We start from the raw sequence: 19,547 nt of genomic DNA, 5'->3' as shown, positions 1-19,547 counted from the left end.
TATATGACTACCAAAAAGAAAGGTGGTCGATCCCATGGAATTTAAGTTTAACGTTACCGGTGCTAGACGTAAAGAACTGGTTCAGGCAATCAGCGAAATCCTGAATACTGCGCCGGAATACAAAGGCGCACCGACCTTTGCTTATGTCATAGGCGGGTTTACCGTCAACAAAGAAGGCACCCTCAGCGCCAGTGAAAACAACAGTGAGGAAGATCTTGAGCAACTATTAAACGAGCTTGACCGGCGCGGATTTCAATTTGAAGCGCCAAACGTACTGGTTATTGAGATGCCCAGGGAAGGTTTTACCGAAGCCGCCATTGCCAATCTGGAGCGGCTGGTTAAGAGCAAGGAAACCCTTATTAAGAAAGCCCTGGACACAGACAGATTGCCAATTGAACTGACCGAGGACAGGCTGCGTTTCCCCTGGTTCTCCAGGAGCCTTGCAGCGGAAGAAGTCAACGCCTATGCCCGCTTCATCGGTGCGCTCTGCGCCATGGCCAAGAACCAGCATCGGGTAACCGCCACCGAAAAGGCTTATGACAACGAAAAATATGCCTTTCGCTGCTTCTTGCTGCGCTTAGGATTTATCGGGCCGGAATACAAAGAGGAACGAAAAATCCTGCTCTCCAGGCTAACCGGTAGCGCCGCTTTCAAAAACGGCCAGCGCAATTCGGAGGAGGGGCCTGAAGCATGAAGCAAATTAATCCTGAAATGTTAAAGGTTTTGAGGTCATATTATCCCCCGGGTACGCGGGTCGAGATGGTCCGTATGGAGGACCCGTACACCAGGCTGAGGCCCGGCGACCAAGGCACAGTATCATTTGTAGACGATACCGGCACCGTATTTGTCAACTGGGATTCCGGTAGCGGGCTGGGGGTAGTATTTGGCGAGGATGAGATAAGAAAACTCGATGATACCCTGCGCCGGGCAGCCGCTAAGTCGGCAGAAATGGAGGAAAACAAATGAACGAAACCATTCGGTTGCAGATTTTAGCCATCAGGGAAAGCGGCGCTACGAATATGTTTGACATCCCCCGCGTTAGGCAGGAAGCATACTCCCAAGGTTTTCACGAACTGGTTAATACCTTAATGATTACAAGACCGAGTACGCCCGCTTTATCCTGACGGGCGAGGAAGGTGAGAACAAATAACTGAAGAGCAATAAATATACGGTTAACAGAGCTTCTTATGAGGCTCTTTTCTTTTGTTCGCTTTAAGAAAGGAGGCGGCAATATACGTAAACTAAAGAAATATAAACCGACACAGTATATGGCACCGGATTCAAAATACAGTAAAGATGCCGCCGACTATGCTGTGGCGTTCATCCAAGCCCTGTGCCACACCAAAGGCTCCTGGGCTGGTAAGCCCTTTGAACTCATAGACTGGCAGGAACAGATTATACGCGATATTTTTGGGATACTGAAACCCAACGGCTATAGGCAATTCAATACGGCTTATGTGGAAATTCCAAAGAAAATGGGTAAGTCTGAACTGGCGGCCGCCATTGCCTTGCTTCTCACCTGCGGGGACAACGAGGAGCGTGCTGAGGTTTATGGCTGTGCTGCCGACCGCCAGCAGGCATCTATTGTGTTCGAGGTTGCCGCCGATATGGTGCGGATGTGTCCCGCACTAAACAAACGTGTTAAGATCCTGGCCTCCACCAAGCGGCTTATTTACCTGCCGACCAATAGCTTTTATCAAGTGCTGTCGGCTGAAGCCTATTCGAAGCATGGTTTCAACATCCACGGCGTGGTGTTTGACGAGCTGCATACCCAGCCTAACCGGAAACTGTTTGACGTCATGACCAAAGGCTCCGGGGATGCAAGGATGCAGCCGCTTTACTTCCTCATCACAACAGCGGGCGATAACGTCAACAGTATTTGCTATGAGGTGCATCAAAAAGCCAAAGATCTGCTGGCCGGTCGCAAGCATGATGCTACGTTTTATCCTGTAATCTATGGAGCGGAGGAAGATGACGACTGGACTGACCCTAAAGTGTGGAAAAAAGTTAATCCGTCGCTGGGTATAACCGTAAGTATCGACAAGATTAAAGCTGCCTGTGAAAGCGCAAAACAAAACCCCGCTGAGGAAAACAGCTTCCGGCAGCTTAGGCTCAACCAATGGGTCAAACAGGCAGTACGCTGGATGCCCATGGAGAAATGGGACAAATGCGCTTTCAAGGTTGACACGGAAGAACTAAAAGGCCGGGTGTGCTATGGCGGGTTGGACTTGTCCAGCACTACCGATATAACAGCTTTTGTGCTGGTTTTTCCGCCGGTTGATGAGGACGATAAATTTCATATTCTCCCCTACTTCTGGATACCGGAAGAAAACCTCGACCTGCGTGTTCGGCGCGATCACGTAAACTATGACCTGTGGCAAAAGCAGGGGTATCTTAAAACCACCGAAGGCAATGTGGTACATTACGGATTCATCGAAAGCTTTATCGAGGAACTCGGAACCAAATACAACATTAAAGAAATTGCCTTTGACCGCTGGGGAGCGGTCCAGATGACACAGAACCTGGAAGGGCTTGGTTTTACGGTGGTGCCGTTTGGCCAGGGGTTTAAGGATATGTCCCCTCCTACCAAGGAACTAATGAAACTGACCCTGGAAGAAAAGATCGCCCATGGCGGTCATCCGGTTCTGCGCTGGATGATGGATAATATTTTTATCCGCACAGACCCGGCTGGCAATATCAAGCCCGATAAAGAGAAAAGCACCGAACGGATTGATGGAGCTGTTGCACTGATTATGGCGTTGGATAGGGCTATTCGACATGAGGGTAACGATGGTAGTGTATATGATCAAAGAGGAATAATTATCATTTAATGTAAAATTAAAAAAAACCAGACTCCGTTGACTTTCGCCCTCATTAAACATATAATTAATATGCAGGTAGAAATACGCTGTATACTCGTGTAACCGAATTAGCGTTTAAGCGACATATAATGTCGTCGGTCACGAGGCCGCCAATTGGCGGTTTTTTTGTTTTGAGGGTTTCATATGAATATTTATATTTATTCTGATGAATCTGGAGTGTTTGACAAAGTACATAATGATATCTTTGTTTTCGGCGGCTTGATAATCTTAGGTACCCTTTCTAAGGAGGAATGGTCACACAGATATGCTGCTGCTGAAAAAGCAATCCGGACCGCAAGAAACTTGCCAAAAGAATTTGAACTTAAGGCAACTAATTTATCGAATAAGGATAAAGGTAAGCTATTTCGTTCCCTTAATAACTGTTACAAATTCGGGGCAGTAATTGATCAAAAGTCGGTCTTGGATAGGATTTTTGAAAGCAAGAAAGATAAACAAAGATATCTTGATTACGCATACAAGATTGGAGTTAAAAGAGCTTTTGAAAACTTGATTCGCAAGAATGTGATTGCTCCAGATAATATAGAGCGGCTGTACTTTTACATCGATGAACATACAACCGCAACCAATGGATATTATGAATTAAAAGAGGGGCTTGAACAAGAATTTAGAAATGGAACATATAATTACAGTTACAATGCCTTTTATCCACCAATTTTTCCCAGACTGTTAGATGTACAATTACAATTGTGCAATTCCAAATCAAAACTACTTGTAAGAGCAGCGGACATAGTTGCGAACAGAATTTATTTCGAAGCACAAAAAGGGAATAATCTTAATAGATGGCATAATAAGCTAAACATAATTCGATTACCATAGTTACATAATATTTGAGCATCTCCTCGGAGGTGCTTTTTTCATGCCCATTTTCAGGAGGAACGATTTATGAAAATACCTTTTCTTTCGGGCTTGCTGAAACCCCGAGCAAGTCCTAAAAATCGTCTGTATGGCAGCACATACAGCTTTTTCTTCGGCGGAACCGCCAGCGGCAAAACCGTCAATGAAAGAACGGCCATGCAGACCACCGCGGTATATGCTTGCGTCCGAATTCTGGCGGAAACCATAGCCAGTCTGCCACTCAATATTTACCGATCCACGGACAATGGCAAGGAGAAAGCCACAGACCACCAGCTATATTATCTGCTCCATGATGAGCCTAATCCGGAGATGACTTCATTTGTGTTTCGGGAAACACTGATGAGTCATCTTTTATTATGGGGCAACGCCTATGCCCAGATAATTAGAGACGGTAGGGGCCGAATCTTAGCTCTTTATCCCTTGCTGCCCGACCGCATGACAGTGGATCGGACAACTGATGGGCAGCTCTATTTCGAATACCGCAAGAACACCGGATATGTGATCTTAAGGCCAGAAGATATCCTGCATATTCCCGGGCTTGGTTTTGATGGACTGGTGGGTTACTCTCCTATCGCTATGGCCAAGAACGCCATAGGCATGGCGATTGCCACCGAAGAATACGGGGGTAAATTCTTTGCCAATGGAGCCAGTCCAGGCGGAGTTTTAGAGCATCCCGGGGTAGTCAAAGACCCGGCCCGAATCCGGGAAAGCTGGAACGCGGTCTACCAGGGCAGCGGCAACGCCCACCGGGTAGCGGTTCTGGAAGAAGGTATGAAATTTCAGCCGATAGGAATTCCGCCGGAACAGGCGCAGTTTCTTGAAACCAGGAAGTTTCAAACCGAGGAGATTTGCCGGATCTTTCGAGTGCCGCCCCATCTGGTGGCCAATTTGGATAAAGCCACCTTCAGCAACATCGAGCATCAGTCCATCAGTTTTGTAGTTCATACTATTAGACCCTGGCTGGTAAGGCTTGAGCAAGGAATGAATAAAGCTCTGCTCAGCCCATCCGAAAAAGGCCAGTATTTTGTGGGCTTTGTGGTGGACGGGCTTTTACGCGGCGACTATGCCTCAAGAATGCAAGGCTACGCCATAGGTATTCAAAACGGCTTTTTAAGCCCCAACGATGTACGGACTTTAGAAAACATGAACACCATCGAGCATGGTGATATTTATGCCATGAACGGCAACATGCTGAAGCTTGAAGATGTGGGCGCGTATGCCAATACCGATAGAAAGGAGGCCTTAAAATGAGCAGAAAGTTTTGGAACTGGCTTAAAAACGATAAGGAGCGCACCCTCTTTTTAGATGGGTATATCGCTGAGGACAGCTGGTTCGACGACGATATTACCCCCAAGCAGTTTAAAAACGAGCTCAACGCTGAGGATGGTGATGTGGTGGTGATGCTTAACTCTCCAGGTGGCGATGTATTTGCCGCCAGTCAGATCTACACCATGTTAAAAGAATATCCGGGACATATTACCGTCAAAATCGAAGGGCTTGCCGCCAGTGCGGCTTCAGTAATCGCCATGGCGGCGGACGAGGTTCACATGTCTCCGGTAGCCATGATGATGATCCATAACCCCGCCACCGTTATATGCGGGGAAATATCTGACCTGCAAAGCGGTATTGCCATGCTGTCCGAGGTTAAAGAAAGCATCATCAATGCCTACGAACAAAAAACCGGTTTATCAAGGACCAAAATCTCACACATGATGGATGCCGAAAGCTGGTTTAACGCCTGGAAAGCAGTGGAGCTGGGCTTTGCCGACAAAGTCTTGTACACAACCGAAGAGCACCTAACCGAGCCGCCCAGCGCGGCTTATCTTTTTGACAAAATGACGGTTACCAACGCGCTGGTAAAAAAGCTGCCCCATAAGAAACCTGAACCTGAAACCGCTACCCCGCTCAGCTACCTGGAAAAGCGGCTCAGCCTGTTAAAACATTAGAATGGGAGGAATGACCATGAGCAAAATTTTAGAACTGCGGGAGAAAAGAGCCAAAGCCTGGGATGCCGCGAAAGCCTTTCTGGACAGCAAGCGCGGCGCGGACGGGCTCCTTTCCGCCGAGGACGTTGCCGTCTATGAAAAGATGGAAGCCGATGTTGTGAATCTCGGCAAAGAAATCGACCGGCTGGAGCGTCAGCAGGCACTGGACGCGGAACTTAACAAACCCGTCAATACACCCATTACCGGCAAGCCCGGCCAGCCCAACCCTGAGGATAAAACCGGTCGGGCCAGTGACGAGTACAAACGAGCCTTCTGGAACGCCATGCGCAGCAAGGCAGCGGGATACGAAGTATTAAACGCGCTGCAGGTGGGAACCGATTCCGAGGGAGGCTACCTGGTTCCGGACGAGTTCGAGCGTACCCTGGTCGAAGCTCTGCAAGAAGAAAACATCTTCCGCACCATGGCCAAGATCATCCAAACCGCCAGCGGCGACCGCAAAATACCGGTGGTAGCCTCCAAGGGCACCGCCTCCTGGGTGGATGAAGAAGGCGCTATTCCGGAATCAGACGATGCCTTCGGGCAGGTTTCCATTGGAGCGTACAAGCTGGCAACCATGATCAAGGTATCCGAGGAACTGTTAAATGACAGCGTCTTTAATCTGGAGTCATATATCGCCCGGGAATTTGCCCGGAGAATCGGGGCCAAGGAAGAGGAATCCTTCTTCATCGGTGACGGAACCGGCAAGCCGACCGGAATTTTCAACGCTACCGGCGGAGCGGAACTGGGTGTAACTGCTGCCTCGGCAACAGCTATTACGGTGGATGAGATCATGGATCTGTTCTACAGCCTTAAGTCCCCTTACCGCAAAAACGCCGTATTCGTGATGAATGATTCCACTGTCAAAGCCATCAGAAAATTAAAGGACGGCAACGGCCAGTACCTGTGGCAGCCCTCCATTTCTGCCGGACAACCGGATACGATTTTAAATCGTCCGGTCAAGACTTCAGCCTATGTACCGACAATTGCGGCAGGGGCTAAAACTATCGCTTTCGGCGATTTCGGCTACTACTGGATTGCTGATCGGCAAGGCCGTTCCTTCCAAAGGCTGAACGAGCTTTATGCGGCAACCGGTCAGGTAGGATTTAAGGCAACCCAGCGGGTGGACGGCAAGCTGATTCTCTCTGAAGCCATCAAGGTACTTAAGATGAAAGCGTAGGTGTGAGTTATGAGCAATGTAAAAAACTACACTGAGCAAGGCGGCGAGATAACCGTTATTGGCGGATCGCTTGAGATTGCGGTTGGCGGTAAACTGACCTTTGCAGGTAATGAACTTAAGCCTGCAGGAACTCAAGCGGACAGTACGGCATCAACGATTGAAGGCCTGGTGACCGACTTCAATGCCCTCCTCGCTAAGCTTAAAGCCGCGGGACTTATGGCAGCCGAGTAATGAAAGGCGGTGGGCGTATTGGTACTTACTTTGGAGGAAGTAAAACTGTATCTAAAAGTAGACGGTGATGAAGACAATACGCTCATCACCGATCTCATAGGTGCCGCCGAGGAACTCTGCCAGGACATTCTGCGCTTTCCCCTGACCGAATTTACCGAGGTGCCGGAAACAGTTAAACAAGCCCTCCTTTATGCCATCGGCAATCTCTATGAACTACGGGAAGCAGTCGACATGAAAGCATTAATTGAGTTTATGACCAGGCTCCTATTCGCCTACCGCCGAGAAGGGTGGTAATTATGAAGAAGCGCGATTTAATGGGTGAGATGCGGCAGCGTATTGCCTTGCAGGCCAAGACCATTACCAAGTCAGAAGGCATCCCCCTGGAAAACTGGACTACAGTAGCCACAGTGTGGGCAGCAGTGTCGGACATATCGGGTAAAGAATACTTCCAGGCGGGGGCCTTGCAGTCGGAGGTCACCACCCGGATTAAAATCCGCTACCGAACCGGGATAACTCCTTCAATGCGGGTATTATATGGCTCCCGGGTATTTCAAATTCTGTCGGTAATCGATAAGGATGAGCGGCACCGCGTAATAGAACTGATGTGCAAGGAGGTGATCCCCGGTGGCAGGTAATATGACCCTGGAAGGTATGGACGAAATTTTAGATAGGCTAAAGGAACTGGGGCAAAGAGCCGCTCCGGCAGAGAACCAGGCCCTCTATGCCGGAGCCAAAATCGTCCAGGAAAACGCCAGCCAAAGGGCTCCCCGCAGCGCCATGGCGAAGGAGCACCTGGCAGACAATATCGTGATTTCCGAACCAAAGCAGGATGAAAACGGCAAATACGTTGAGGTGGGACCAAAGGCTCCCTTTTTTTATGGCAAATTTCTGGAGTACGGCACCTCCAAGATGACCGCCCGCCCTTTCATGGGTCCGGCTCAAGCCGAAAGCAAAAAACAGGTGTTGGAAACCATCAGGCAGACCTTGAAAGCGGGGCTTAACCTATGATCAATGTCAAACCGGAAGTCCTGGCGGCTTTGGAGGAAAACACAGATTTGCTGGCTTTATTGGGCGGGCCTTATATCTACCAGCTGAAAGCGCCGGAGGGCTTAGACAAATACATTACTTTGTTTGAGATAACCAATTTCGATTCCGCCTGGGCAGACAACACTGCCTTTATGGCTGAGGTGCACGTGCAAGTGGATGTGTGGGTAAAAGCAGCCAGCACCTCCCCTATTGCCGCCGAGGTGGACAAAACCATGAAATCTTTAGGCTTTAAAAGAACTAGCAGCGCCGATCTTTATGAAGACGATACCAAAATATTTCACAAAGCGCTCAGGTATGTGACTGAGCGGGAAGTTGAAGGAGGTTAAAAAATGGCAGGGGTACAAGTAGGCTTAAACAGCCTGTATTACGCGGTTCTTACCAGCGATACGCCTTTGGGAGCGACATATAACAGCCCGGTGGCCATAGCCGGGGCTATCAACGCCAAAATAAGTCCCAAGAGCAATACAGAAACCCTGTACTGCGACGACGGGCCTGATGAAACCGTCACCTCGCTGGGGGAAATCGATGTGGAGTTTGAGGCTAAAGACATTGACCTCAACACCCAGGCGGCCCTTTTGGGGCACAGCGTCACTGGCGGGGTGCTGGTCAAGAAGTCAACCGACACCGCACCCTATGTGGCTTTGGGATTCAAGTCCAAAAAGAGCAACGGCAGCTACCGCTATGTATGGCTGTATAAAGGGAAATTCGCCCTGCAAGAGCAGGAGTACCAGACTGCGGAGGATAAGCCCAAATTTCAGACCCCCAAAATCAAGGGGACATTTATTAAACGCACCTTTGACAACGCCTGGCAGAAGATCGGCGATGAGGATCATCCCGATTGGGCAGTTTCAACCGGCATTAATTGGTTTACGGCGGTGGACGGAGCGGCCCCCGGCCCTTTGACGGTGATAATAAGTCCGGTGGATGGTTCCAGCGGAGTGGCAGCAGACGCTAACCTGACCTGGACCTTTGCCAACGCCATCCAGGCTACCGATGTAACCGCCGCTAATTTTATCTTACTGAAGGCTGATGATGGGTCCTTAGTTGCCGGAGTCCTTAGTATCAATTCAGAACACAAAGTGGTGACTTTCAATCCGGCCAGCAATTTGGCCCCGGGCGCGGATTACATCATGGTATGCACGCAGGGGGTCAGGGATATTTGCGGCCAAAACCTGGCTAATGCTTCAATCGGCAGCTTCACCACTGCTGTTTAAGCCAATCGGGGCGGTTTTTGTACCGCTATCACACAGGGAGGGATATCGATGGAGAACCCCAAGATTACCCTTAAAGGAAAGACATACACCGCGCCGCCGCCCAAGGTCAAACTGTGGCGCGAAGTAACCAAATTCAAAGATAAATTCGGCGATAAAGAGCAAGGCGATGAGGAAGCTCTAAGCGAGATGGAACGCCTGATCGCTGCTGCCTTTAATCACCCGGAAATTACCGCTGAGGTTATTGAAGAAGAACTGGACCTGGATGAGTTTGTCCCTCTCTTTTACCAGATTGCCAGTTGGGTGGCCGAGGCCGTAAGCCGCAAGATGACAGAACTCCCAAACCAAGTCCCGCCGACGGACCTGACCTAAGCCAGCTGTCGGCTTATCAAATGGTGGTGTATTTCTATTTGAGCCTGGCCCAAAGCTACCACTGGCTCCCGGAACAGATTGACGCCATGACGCTCGATATGTTCTGGGATCTGCTCATTGTTGGCTCTGTAGTTAACGAAGCTGAAAACAATCCAAGCGGGTACATTGATGATATTTGGTAAGGGGGTGAAAACAGTTGGCTGAAACCATCGGTGAACTGCTGGTCAAAGTTGGTCTGGACAACACCGGCTTTAATCAGGGCATGAAAGAATTGGATCAGTCGCTTAAGCTGGCCAGAGCTGAATTTCAGGCAGCCGCCGCCAAGATGGGCGATATGGGCAGCGCCGCCGACCAACTTAAATTAAAAGTTGAATATTTAAACAAGCAGGCTGAGGTGCAAAGGCAGAAAGTGGCCGCCTTAAAAGAGGCATATGAAAAAGCAGCGGGCAGTACCGAGCAGGATGCGGTCGCGGTGGAAAAACTGCAGATCAAAATGCTGCAGGCCGAAAAGGTTCTGGCCAATATGGAACACTCCCTAAAAAATACGGCCAAGGAACTGGAACTGCAAGCTTCCGCCTGGACCAAGCTCTCTAAAAAGGCCGAAGAAGCCAGCCAGAAATTAAAAGCAGCGGGCAGCAGCATCACCAGTGCCGGTCAGGGAATGTCCCTGGCGGTTACCGCACCGCTTGCAGCCGCCGGAACCGCTGCGGTGAAACTGGCCTCAGATACCAATGAAGCTCTGAACAAGGTGGAAGTAGCCTTTCAGGATAACGCTGAAGGCGTTAAGAACTGGAGCGATACCACCCTGGAACGCTATGGCATCGCCAGGGGCACTGCCCTGGATATGGCTGCTACCTATGGGGATATGGCTACCAGCTTGGGGCTTAACACTACGCAGGCAGAAGAAATGAGCAAGACTCTGGTGGGCTTGGCCGGAGATCTGTCCAGTTTTAAGAACATCAGCATCGACATAGCGGATACCGCTTTAAAGTCGGTATTTACCGGCGAGACCGAATCTTTGAAAGAATTAGGCATTGTTATGACCCAGGCCAACCTGCAGGAATACGCCTACAGCCAGGGGATTAAAAAGAAAATCCAGGATATGAACCAGGCTGAGCAGACCCAGCTCAGGTACAACTATGTCCTGGCTATGACCAAGAACGCCCAGGGGGATTTCGAGAGAACCGGGGCGGGAACGGCTAACCAGATGCGGGTTTTCTCCGAAAGCTTAAAAGAGCTGGGGGGAGCCTTTGGCCAGCATATCCTGCCGGTTATAACCCCATTAATCCAGAGATTAAATGAACTGGTGCAAAGATTCGGTGCTTTAAGTCCCAGCGCCCAAAAAACCATTCTAGTCGTGGCGGGGGTGGCTGCCGCCATAGGCCCGGTTGTCCTGATTATCGGTCAGCTGGTCACCGCCGCCGGGGCCATCTCCGGTGTAGTCGGTACAGCTGCAGCCGCTATCGCCAGCGCCGGTGGGGTAACCGCAGCGTTGGGGGCGGCTTTTTCCGCCTTAACTGGTCCTATTGCTATCGCCGCAGCCGTTATTGCCGGGATAATCTTAGCTATCAAGGAGCTTTGGCAGAACAATGAAGGATTTCGTAACACGGTCAAGGAGATCTGGGCGGATATTGGGAACATTATCGCCAAAGCCGGAACTGCCATTAAAGTGTTCTGGGATAAATGGGGTAAAGATATCACCGCTGTATTCACAAATATCTGGAACATCATCAAGGCGGTATTTCAGACTGCAGCGGAAGTGATTGTAAACGCCTTCGGCTTTTTCCTGGATGTCTTACAGGGAGACTGGCAAGGAGCCTGGGAGCATATCAAAAACATTTTCATCACCCTGTGGAATGGGATTAAGACAGTGGTGGCCAACGCTTTCGAGGGTCTAAGAACCCTGCACAATACGCTGCTGGAAATAGGAACTCATATTATTCAGGGTTTGATCGACGGGATTAAAGGCCGGATTGAGAAAGTCAGGGAAATCGCCGGGGAAATTGCCGAGACGGTAAAAAACAAAATCAAAGAAGCCCTATCCATCCGCTCCCCCTCCCAGGTGATGCGCGAATATGGCCTTAATATCAGCGAAGGCTTGAGCACCGGCATGCAAGAAGGAATATCCTTTATAGAAGGTTCGGTATCCGACATTATTGCCACCTTGGTCGATATGAAGAACAGTCTGGTAGATATAGAGACTGAAACCAATGCCAAGCTGCTGGAAGCGGAAAAAGAGTACGCTGACCAGTGCCGGGAAGTCAAAAGCAAACTGGCCCAGGATGAAATCGCCTTGCAGCAGGAACTGTCCGATAAATTAGCCGCTATTACGGCAGCAGGCTTAGAGAAAGAAGCCCAGGCCATCGAAGCTTTTGAGCAGAGCTATGCAGCCAAGGTGGAGTCCATCAAAAACCAGATCGGGCTTTTTGATGAAGTGAAGCCACAAAAAGTATCGGGCAAGTCCTTGCTTGGTAATCTGGAGGACCAGGTTAGTCAGTTCGATAGCTGGCAGGCCAACTTAAAGTCACTGGCCGCCAAAGGGGTTGACGAGGGGCTGATTGACGAACTGCGGCAGATGGGAGTCAAGGCGGCTCCTCAGGTCGCGGCCTTAAATGCCTTGACAACTGATGAGCTGAATAAATATGTAAGCCTTTGGAAAACCAAAAACGCTCAGGCCCGGGCGGAAGCCAATATCGAGATGCGTCAGGCCCGGGTTGAGCTAAGCCAGCGCTTAAGTGAGATCAGGCTGGAAACCCAGAACCAACTTACCCAGCAGACTATCGAAATGCAGAACAAACTCATGGAAATGAAAGCCAAGGCCGATGAGGAGCTGGTCAGATACAAAAAGGCCTGGGAGGAAAAGAACGGCGAAATTAAAAAGAACGCCGCCGAAACCATCGCCACCATCGAAAAGAAGTATGAGGAAATAGTCAAAAAATCGGCCGGGTACGGCATCCAGGCCATGAGTGAGTTAATCCGGGGCATAAGGTCCAGGATGAGTGCCTTGCAAAGTGTCATGGATGAAGTGCGAAGCATAATGGGTTCCGGTATGGACCCCAATCAGCGCAACTCTCCCTCTTTAGTAGACAAGATAAAAATCGGGGTGGCTGATATAACGGCTGCCTACAGCAGCTTAAAAAACAATTTAAGTGGCCTTGACTTAAAGAGCGCTTTAGCAGGAATTGCTCCTTTAGCCTTGGGTACGGTTGCCACAAATGCAACCAGTAACAGCTCGACCACCATCAACCAGATCAGCATAACGGTCAATGGCGGCACCGCTGACGCGGGCGAGCAGATTTACCGGACGCTCCTGGCCAAGGGGGTGCGTTTCAGTGGCTAAAAGCCTTAAGATTGCCGGGATGGAGCGCTGGCCGGACTATCGTCGGGGGAGCCTTACTATCAGCCAAATCCTTACCAGTCAGGTAGACAACTGCTCATTTGCGGTTAAGGGAGAAAAACCTCTTGAGGGCAGTGAAGTCATCATCGAGGATAGCGACCTTACGGAACCCCGGCTCTTTGCCGGAACTATCGACCGGGTGGAACTGGTGAACTATAAGGCTCCGCTGGTGTGGAAGGTGGACTGCCAGGACTATACCCTGCAGATGGATAAAAAGCTGGTGGTGGAAACTTATCTGGGCTTAAATGCCGACACCATTGTACACGACATCCTGCTTAAATATTGTCCCGGTTTTTCGGCGGCGGGGATAGCCAGCGGCGCACCAGTAATCGAGTCTACCGGCACCGAATTCAACTACAAAATGCCGTCGGAATGTATCAAGTGGCTGTGCGACTATATCGGCTGGCAATGGTATGTGGACTACTACAAGGTGGTCCACTTTTTTGATCCTGCCCAAATGGGAACTTCTGCCCCCATGACATTGCAGGCCGGGGGTCGGTTTAGCAATTTCAAGGTAAGTATCGACCACCAAGGACTGCGCAACCGCGTATATGTTTTGGGCGGCAGCATGCTGTCCGACCCACAGACTATCGAGTGGAAAGCAGACGGTGCGGCTCGTATCTGGGTGCTCCCCTGGTCTCCTAATGAATGTAGCTTGCAGGTGGGCGGTACTGTGCAAAACGTCGGGGTTGAGGGTGTGGATGAAGAAGATGCCAAGGATTATCTGGTAAATCTCGGCGACGGCTACCTGCGCTGTTCTGCTGATACTGATACACCCGAGAGTGGCGTGACCATTTCGCTTACCGCCCGGCAAAGCATTGATGTTATTACCATGGTAGATGATTTGGCCAGCCAGGCTTCCATTGCCGTCCTGGAAGGCGGCGACGGGGTGTATGAGCACTACATCAAAGACGATACCCTGATCACCATTGAAGCGGCTGAAGCGGCCGGAAACGCCGATCTGCGCGAATGGGCCAACCCCAAGACCAGCGGTAGTTTCATCACCACAGTGCCGGGATGGGAACCGGGACAATTAGTCGCCATTGAGCTTCCCGAACGTGGTGTAAACGCAGTTTTCCTGGTACAAAAGGTGACCATCTCCTTAAGTGAAGCCGGAATTTGGGTATATACAATCGAATACGGCGGACGTCTCTTAGGGATAGCCGATTTTCTTAAAGCCCTGGTCTCGGCTCAGCAGAAGAAAAAAATGAACGATACCAAACTGATCCATAAGTTTGTCTATGGAACTGAAGCCATCGCGATAAAAGACGCGCTGATTAAAACGGCCCAAAACCGTCCCTGGTTGGTCGAGGGCTGTGCAAGCGGTGCGGTGATGATAGGAGGTTGATTTTATGGCTGGCGGATATATTCAAGTCCCGCCCGACAGCACCGGGAAAAAGTTAAACGCGCGCTACCGGGCGATTGAAGGCACAGCGGGCTATGAGCAGTATGTGGCCCTGCAAGGGCTGCCTACCTTTTATTGTTTAGCGCGCAGCATTTCTCTGGCGCAAAACAAGCACTTGTTTTCCATATATAACGATGCAGGCAGCGGGTATTTAGTTCGGGTACCTAGGCTATCCATTGTTAATATGTCACTGACATCGGTTTCCGGTGTAGGGGTTGAACTGGATTTTATGCGTACCACCAGTCAGAGCGGCGGTACGGTTATAACTCCGCAAAAAGCTGACACTGCGGATGTTAACCTGACAGCGACAATTCATATTGCTACCGGAGCCACCATTGTTGAAGGTGCCTTGCTGTGGCCGGTAACTCTTAATAACGATGAAATACCCCTGACCCTTAATGCCACTCCTTTGCTGGATTTCAATATGATACCCCGGGGAATGGATGTTAAGCCTTTATGTATACGGCCAGGAGAAGGTTTCAGTATCAAACAGATAACCAACACCAGTGTCGGCCTATGGTCAATATTGGCGGTGATTACAGCTGAGGATATCACATAGGAGGTTAGGCTATGTCTATGATATGGGAAATGCACAAGTGGGGGCTTGAAAACATCCCGCAACCGGAAAGCCAACCTGTACCCACTATTGGCAGCCTGGCCCGCATCTATCCCCAGACCCAAGCTATGTCATTGCCTAGGGGGTTGCAGATATCAACAAGTATTGATGGCAGCCAGTGGAGCCCATGGGCGGATGTGGACTTTTCCGAAGCTGTAACAGTACCTTTCCCGGGCTTTATCAAATTCAGGGCCTATCAAAAAGCCAACGTGCAGGTCTTAAACTACAAATCACCAGATGAAGCCGACTCGCTGGTTGGCCTGACGGTGGTTCTGGGCCAATACGGGGTGGTGTGACATGAAAGATATTATCAGCCTTAAATCAGAATGGTACTTGGAATATGGGGACGGCAAAGTTTTCGGCCCTTTAAAAAACTATGTTACCAGCGCAGGTTTAAATATTGCCGCCCAGAAGTTGGCCGGACTCTCCAGCCCCTATCTCGTTATTGGTGATGATACGACCGAAGGGGATACTATATCGGAAGTTTACCGCAAGGCTGTATCGGTGGTGACCCAGTCCGGCAACATGATCCGCTTTAGGACGGTACTCTTGGCTGGAGAAGGCAACGGGCAGCACCAAAAGACATGTATCTTTACCGACGCCAGCGATGCCCCCGGTTCAGGCATTATGTTTAACCTCTTAAAAGTGCCCTGGGGCAAGGAAAACCAGATGATTTTGACAGTGGAATGCAGGCTTACTCTGCAGTAGGGGGTGATTATTGTGTTGTTTGCAGCTGAAAGCGGCCGAACAGTAATCGATGAGAACCTGGCTAATGCTGCTATGATAATGCAGGAATTCTCGCATATTTATGAAGGCACCGCTTTTGGAGGCAAAACCGGAGCGGGCATAGCTGAATTTGACTGTGCCGGTTATGACCATGCGGTGCGGTTTAAAGCCGATGCCGCTGCCGCTATCGCGAGAGTGACCTTTGAAATTATCAGGCATGGTCAGGGGGCTGATCTCTTGGTCGAACTGCGGGACGGCTTTAATCCGGACGGTTCAACAGCGGGTTCGTTGCTCAGATTCATGGTACTGCCTAAAGAGTTTATTCCCCCCAGCAAGGGATATTTCAGCATCCCTATAGATATATCTGACTTGGTGAGCGGCGCTTACTACTGGCTGATCATTAAAAAAGCCGGGGATGCTGATAACCATTTCCACCTACATGGGGAAACCATACAAGACTCCTTATACCCCACTTACAAAAGAGCGGGAAACAGCGGAGACTGGACAGCGGAGAATGCTATCCACTTTGGGGTATATAACGGGGAAACGGGCAACCTTTTGCATGGCATCTATGGCTACAATGCTATTACCTGGCTTATATGGGACGGTGATCTAATCGCCAAAGCCTACCGGTACCTGCCCCCTGCTTCCGGTTTTATAGGTGGGGTCAGACAGATCAAAACCTATCAATGGTCAGGCGAGATATTAAAACGGGGGGTGGTGTAATGTTTGGCTCAGAAGAAATTCTGGCTTTTATCCGCAGACAGGTCGGAGTGAGGACTGATGCCGCTGATCCGGCGGGTAGCCTGCATGCCAAAATCGGCAACCTTAAAGAAGTTTTGCAAAACTATATAAAGAACTACACCATCATGCAATTAAGCACTATATCGTCAAACACCAGCAGCTGGGGCAGTACTGAACAAAGTGTAACCATTTCCTATAATGGCACAGGTATATTGCAAAACATTTATATACAAGCCAGCGGTTCATCCTCATGGACCAGTAGATGCCGGGCTACCGTCACGATTGACGGAATGGCCCTACCTGCCTTTGGTTCTGTGAATGGTAGTGTAGCCTGGGGAGCATCTGATGTTATTTTGTTTGCTGATTCAATGGGGAAACTCAATGTAATTGACAGCAGAGCCAATTTAGCTATCCCCTTTCGCTCTTCCCTATCTGTCACCATATATTTTTCTGTTTCCAGCGGGGGCGGCGGATCTATGGTAGGCAAGCTGGAAATCTACAGGTATTAACGAAGGGAGGCAGACTTATTGTTTTTAGTATATAACAAGAACGACGGTTTAGTAGTGCAAGCATCTGAGACTGAACCAGTGCTGGCTCCAGGACAGGACTATGTCTTTGCCAATGATCCTGAACTCAATTTGTCCAATTACGAGTCTATAAAGGTTGTAAATAAAGAAGGATGCCATCTGGAACTGATACCGACTGCTGAATGGAATAACAAAGTAAGCGGCGGCAGAAATATAACGCTGGACGAAAAAGTAGCCAAGCTTGAAAAGTATAGTTTAGTACTGATGGAGGCTGTAGCTAAACTTTCGGAGGCAAATCCCGGCACGGTCAGCACTGAATTGATGGCTGAATTGGTGCTGGCAGGAAGGAGAACCATTGATCAGGTGCCAACTGATATACAAAAGGAAGTGTCAGGCAGGATTGCATCAGCTTGAGAATTATAGGCATTAAGTATTTTTCAGAATGGGCCTTGGGGCTCTTTTTTATTACCAATTTTAAAAGGAGGACTAACAATGAAAAGCTCATTTCAAATCGCCTTAACAGCCTTTGGCGGCTGGCTGGGCTGGGTCTTGGGAGGCTGGGACGGCTTTTTATACGCGCTGATTACCTTTGTAGTTATCGATTACCTGACCGGTGTCATGTTGGCCATACTGGAAAAACGCCTTTCCAGCGAGGTCGGTGCCAGGGGCATCTTTAAGAAGGTGCTGATTTTTGCCCTGGTGGCAGTGGGCCACATTATCGACACCCAGGTAATAACAAACGGTAGCGCTGTCCGTACCGCGGTCATCTTCTTCTACTTATCCAACGAAGGGATTAGTATTCTGGAAAATGCAGCCAAGATCGGCCTACCTATTCCGGAGAAACTCAAACTGGTTTTGGACCAACTAAATAAGGAGGAAAAGATTAATGGCTAGGTTATGTTTTGACTACGGACATGGCGGCAATGACCCGGGCGCAGTATATAAAGGAAGGAAAGAAGCTGATGATGTGCTGAGCCTAGGTCGGGCCGTAGCAGCAGTGTTGAGACGCCATGGAGTAATCGTCGATGAGACCAGGACGGCTGATGTTAGTGTAAGCCTGAAAGCTAGATGTGATTTTGAAAACATGGGCAGCTTTGATTACTTCATATCCTTTCACCGTAATGCTTTTAAGCCGGAAACCGCTACCGGTGTAGAAACTTACACTTATTTAAATCCGGGAGCCAAGTCAAAGGGGCTGGCCGAAAAAATTCAAAGCTCCCTGGTGGGGGTCGGTTTTGCAAACCGGGGGGTGAAAACTGCTAATTATCAAGTCTTAAGAGAAACAAAGGCCCCTGCAGTACTAATCGAAATCGGCTTTATTGATAACAGCCAGGACAATGCACTGTTTGATGCCAAGAGAGATGAAATTATCAAAGCAGTAGCTGGCGCTATCCTTTCCCAACTGGGGTTAGCATACATAGAAGAAAGCAAGAATGGTCTGGAAGGAGTTTTGGAGGTGTTAGTAAGAAACGGCATACTTAAATCCCCTGAATATTGGCTGGAAAATGCAAGAAAAGGCCAGAGCGTAAATGGTGAATACGCCGGGATGCTGATTGAAAGAATGGCCGAGTACATTTCATCCCTATAACCTTAACGATTATTACCTAAAAGAACTATCCTTGAAGCATTAGCTCTGGCTTTTACTTCTTTAATAAAACCTAATAACTGACTCCAAATCGCCGGGTGATTGATTTCACCCGGCATTTTTTGCTTTAACCCTAAGCTACCGGTACTCAAACCGCCCTTCGTTGTCCTGTGGATTGTGAGGGAACGATTCATGCCCTTCGAAGGGAGGAACCTATATGAACGGCTTGCAAAAAGAGCAGATTGCTCTTCTTCGCGCCGAAGGTAAGAGTTACACCAAAATAGCCGATACCTTAGGTTTATCGATAAACACGGTGAAGTCTTACTGTCGCAGAAACAATCTGGGCGGAAACGCTGCTATAATGTCTGACTCTGTGGACGGTACATTTTGCTGCCAGTGCAGAGTGCCGCTTAATCAGACCATCGGGAAGAAGCAGAAACGGTTCTGTTCGGACAAGTGCCGTATGGCGTGGTGGAATGCCCATCCAGAGGACGTTAAACACAAAACCATCCGGTCATTTACCTGTCAGACTTGTGGCCAGTCCTTTGAAGCGTATGGCAAACGAGAGCGAAAATACTGCTCCCGCGCTTGCTACGGCAGGTCAAAGGCGGTGCGGCATGAGTAGTAAGGCATTAGCAGTCATCTACTATACAGCCACCATGGCAGTTTTCAATAGATGGCTTGCAGCAGGCATTATACGAGAAGATGAATTGATTAAAATTGAGGCAGCTATCGCTCAAAAATACGGGCTTTCGGAGCGCAGCATATATCGCCAAAACACTTGATA

Annotated in this window: 29 protein-coding genes; 28 read left to right on the top strand and 1 reads right to left on the bottom strand. The window is 49.4% G+C overall.

Annotated features, from left to right (window positions below; genetic code table 11):
* Positions 1-34 precede the first annotated feature (34 nt).
* From L9W92_RS05665 to L9W92_RS05540, 26 genes are all read left to right on the top strand, one after another.
* Entirely contained in the window at positions 35-694 is a 660-nt protein-coding gene (locus L9W92_RS05665) for a virulence protein (RefSeq protein ID WP_240082775.1), read from the top strand.
* The gene (locus L9W92_RS05660; RefSeq protein WP_240082774.1) at positions 691-966 is read left to right on the top strand and encodes a DUF4314 domain-containing protein; all 276 of its coding nucleotides are present in this window, start codon (positions 691-693) and stop codon (positions 964-966) included. Before L9W92_RS05665 ends, L9W92_RS05660 begins: the two co-directional genes overlap by 4 nt.
* Entirely contained in the window at positions 963-1,124 is a 162-nt protein-coding gene (locus tag L9W92_RS05655) for a DUF5049 domain-containing protein (protein WP_376741786.1), read from the top strand. Before L9W92_RS05660 ends, L9W92_RS05655 begins: the two co-directional genes overlap by 4 nt.
* A 108-nt stretch (positions 1,125-1,232) precedes the next feature.
* Positions 1,233-2,831 carry a terminase large subunit gene (locus L9W92_RS05650; RefSeq protein ID WP_312038066.1) on the top strand — a complete coding sequence of 533 codons (1,599 nt, stop codon included), beginning with the start codon at positions 1,233-1,235 and terminating at the stop codon, positions 2,829-2,831.
* A gap of 174 nt (positions 2,832-3,005) precedes the next feature.
* Positions 3,006-3,698, top strand: a complete 693-nt coding sequence (locus tag L9W92_RS05645) for a DUF3800 domain-containing protein (RefSeq protein WP_061212674.1) — start codon at positions 3,006-3,008, stop codon at positions 3,696-3,698.
* Between the two features lie 66 nt (positions 3,699-3,764).
* Positions 3,765-4,988 carry a phage portal protein gene (locus L9W92_RS05640; protein ID WP_240082772.1) on the top strand — a complete coding sequence of 408 codons (1,224 nt, stop codon included), beginning with the start codon at positions 3,765-3,767 and terminating at the stop codon, positions 4,986-4,988.
* On the top strand, positions 4,985-5,683 hold the full coding sequence (locus tag L9W92_RS05635) for a head maturation protease, ClpP-related (RefSeq protein WP_240082771.1): 699 nt from the start codon (positions 4,985-4,987) through the stop codon (positions 5,681-5,683). The genes L9W92_RS05640 and L9W92_RS05635 overlap by 4 nt, the downstream gene beginning before the upstream one ends.
* Before the next feature lie 16 nt (positions 5,684-5,699).
* On the top strand, positions 5,700-6,899 hold the full coding sequence (locus L9W92_RS05630; protein ID WP_240082770.1) for a phage major capsid protein: 1,200 nt from the start codon (positions 5,700-5,702) through the stop codon (positions 6,897-6,899).
* A 9-nt stretch (positions 6,900-6,908) separates the two neighbouring features.
* Positions 6,909-7,130, top strand: a complete 222-nt coding sequence (locus tag L9W92_RS05625) for a Head fiber protein (RefSeq protein ID WP_240082769.1) — start codon at positions 6,909-6,911, stop codon at positions 7,128-7,130.
* Positions 7,131-7,139: 9 nt separating this feature from the next.
* Positions 7,140-7,424 (top strand): head-tail connector protein, encoded by a 285-nt coding sequence (locus L9W92_RS05620; RefSeq protein WP_240082768.1) that lies wholly within the window; start codon positions 7,140-7,142, stop codon positions 7,422-7,424.
* A 2-nt stretch (positions 7,425-7,426) separates the two neighbouring features.
* Positions 7,427-7,765, top strand: a complete 339-nt coding sequence (locus L9W92_RS05615; protein ID WP_240082767.1) for a phage head closure protein — start codon at positions 7,427-7,429, stop codon at positions 7,763-7,765.
* Positions 7,755-8,138 carry an HK97-gp10 family putative phage morphogenesis protein gene (locus L9W92_RS05610; protein ID WP_240082766.1) on the top strand — a complete coding sequence of 128 codons (384 nt, stop codon included), beginning with the start codon at positions 7,755-7,757 and terminating at the stop codon, positions 8,136-8,138. The genes L9W92_RS05615 and L9W92_RS05610 overlap by 11 nt, the downstream gene beginning before the upstream one ends.
* Positions 8,135-8,503 carry a tail completion protein gp17 gene (gene gp17 / locus L9W92_RS05605; protein ID WP_240082765.1) on the top strand — a complete coding sequence of 123 codons (369 nt, stop codon included), beginning with the start codon at positions 8,135-8,137 and terminating at the stop codon, positions 8,501-8,503. The genes L9W92_RS05610 and gp17 overlap by 4 nt, the downstream gene beginning before the upstream one ends.
* Before the next feature lie 3 nt (positions 8,504-8,506).
* The gene (locus L9W92_RS05600) at positions 8,507-9,391 is read left to right on the top strand and encodes a major tail protein (protein ID WP_240082764.1); all 885 of its coding nucleotides are present in this window, start codon (positions 8,507-8,509) and stop codon (positions 9,389-9,391) included.
* Positions 9,392-9,439: 48 nt separating this feature from the next.
* Positions 9,440-9,760 (top strand): phage tail assembly chaperone G, encoded by a 321-nt coding sequence (gene gpG / locus L9W92_RS05595; RefSeq protein WP_240082763.1) that lies wholly within the window; start codon positions 9,440-9,442, stop codon positions 9,758-9,760.
* A gap of 20 nt (positions 9,761-9,780) precedes the next feature.
* Positions 9,781-9,942, top strand: a complete 162-nt coding sequence (locus tag L9W92_RS05590) for a hypothetical protein (RefSeq protein ID WP_214082559.1) — start codon at positions 9,781-9,783, stop codon at positions 9,940-9,942.
* Between the two features lie 14 nt (positions 9,943-9,956).
* A complete protein-coding gene (locus tag L9W92_RS05585; RefSeq protein WP_240082762.1) occupies positions 9,957-13,100 on the top strand; it encodes a hypothetical protein in 3,144 nt (1,047 codons plus the stop codon).
* Complete coding sequence (locus tag L9W92_RS05580; protein ID WP_240082761.1) at positions 13,093-14,505, top strand: hypothetical protein; 1,413 nt, start codon at positions 13,093-13,095, stop codon at positions 14,503-14,505. The genes L9W92_RS05585 and L9W92_RS05580 overlap by 8 nt, the downstream gene beginning before the upstream one ends.
* A 4-nt stretch (positions 14,506-14,509) precedes the next feature.
* Positions 14,510-15,121: a hypothetical protein gene (locus L9W92_RS05575; RefSeq protein ID WP_240082760.1), complete on the top strand. Its 612-nt coding sequence runs from the start codon at positions 14,510-14,512 to the stop codon at positions 15,119-15,121.
* An 11-nt stretch (positions 15,122-15,132) separates the two neighbouring features.
* Complete coding sequence (locus tag L9W92_RS05570) at positions 15,133-15,474, top strand: hypothetical protein (RefSeq protein WP_240082759.1); 342 nt, start codon at positions 15,133-15,135, stop codon at positions 15,472-15,474.
* 1 nt (position 15,475) lies between these two features.
* Positions 15,476-15,886, top strand: coding sequence for a hypothetical protein (locus tag L9W92_RS05565; protein WP_240082758.1), 411 nt, complete (start codon positions 15,476-15,478; stop codon positions 15,884-15,886).
* 12 nt (positions 15,887-15,898) lie between these two features.
* Positions 15,899-16,630, top strand: coding sequence for a hypothetical protein (locus L9W92_RS05560; protein WP_240082757.1), 732 nt, complete (start codon positions 15,899-15,901; stop codon positions 16,628-16,630).
* Entirely contained in the window at positions 16,630-17,157 is a 528-nt protein-coding gene (locus L9W92_RS05555; RefSeq protein WP_240082756.1) for a hypothetical protein, read from the top strand. Before L9W92_RS05560 ends, L9W92_RS05555 begins: the two co-directional genes overlap by 1 nt.
* An 18-nt stretch (positions 17,158-17,175) precedes the next feature.
* Positions 17,176-17,589: a CD1375 family protein gene (locus L9W92_RS05550; protein ID WP_240082755.1), complete on the top strand. Its 414-nt coding sequence runs from the start codon at positions 17,176-17,178 to the stop codon at positions 17,587-17,589.
* A gap of 78 nt (positions 17,590-17,667) precedes the next feature.
* Positions 17,668-18,069 (top strand): phage holin family protein, encoded by a 402-nt coding sequence (locus L9W92_RS05545; RefSeq protein ID WP_240082754.1) that lies wholly within the window; start codon positions 17,668-17,670, stop codon positions 18,067-18,069.
* Entirely contained in the window at positions 18,062-18,763 is a 702-nt protein-coding gene (locus L9W92_RS05540; protein ID WP_240082753.1) for an N-acetylmuramoyl-L-alanine amidase family protein, read from the top strand. The genes L9W92_RS05545 and L9W92_RS05540 overlap by 8 nt, the downstream gene beginning before the upstream one ends.
* 2 nt (positions 18,764-18,765) lie before the next feature.
* On the opposite strand, the gene L9W92_RS05535 is transcribed toward L9W92_RS05540, so the two are convergent.
* Positions 18,766-18,912, bottom strand: a complete 147-nt coding sequence (locus L9W92_RS05535) for a hypothetical protein (RefSeq protein ID WP_240082752.1) — start codon at positions 18,910-18,912, stop codon at positions 18,766-18,768.
* Positions 18,913-18,977: 65 nt separating this feature from the next.
* On the opposite strand from L9W92_RS05535, the gene L9W92_RS05530 reads away from it, so the two are divergent.
* Positions 18,978-19,385 carry a helix-turn-helix domain-containing protein gene (locus L9W92_RS05530; RefSeq protein WP_240082751.1) on the top strand — a complete coding sequence of 136 codons (408 nt, stop codon included), beginning with the start codon at positions 18,978-18,980 and terminating at the stop codon, positions 19,383-19,385.
* Positions 19,378-19,545: an SHOCT domain-containing protein gene (locus tag L9W92_RS05525; RefSeq protein WP_240082750.1), complete on the top strand. Its 168-nt coding sequence runs from the start codon at positions 19,378-19,380 to the stop codon at positions 19,543-19,545. Before L9W92_RS05530 ends, L9W92_RS05525 begins: the two co-directional genes overlap by 8 nt.
* The last annotated feature ends 2 nt before the right edge of the window (positions 19,546-19,547 follow it).

It is taken from the genome of Pelotomaculum terephthalicicum JT, from assembly GCF_022410535.1.
In the GTDB taxonomy this organism is placed as follows: domain Bacteria; phylum Bacillota; class Desulfotomaculia; order Desulfotomaculales; family Pelotomaculaceae; genus Pelotomaculum_D; species Pelotomaculum_D terephthalicicum.
This window is presented reverse-complemented; position numbering and strand designations above follow the sequence as displayed.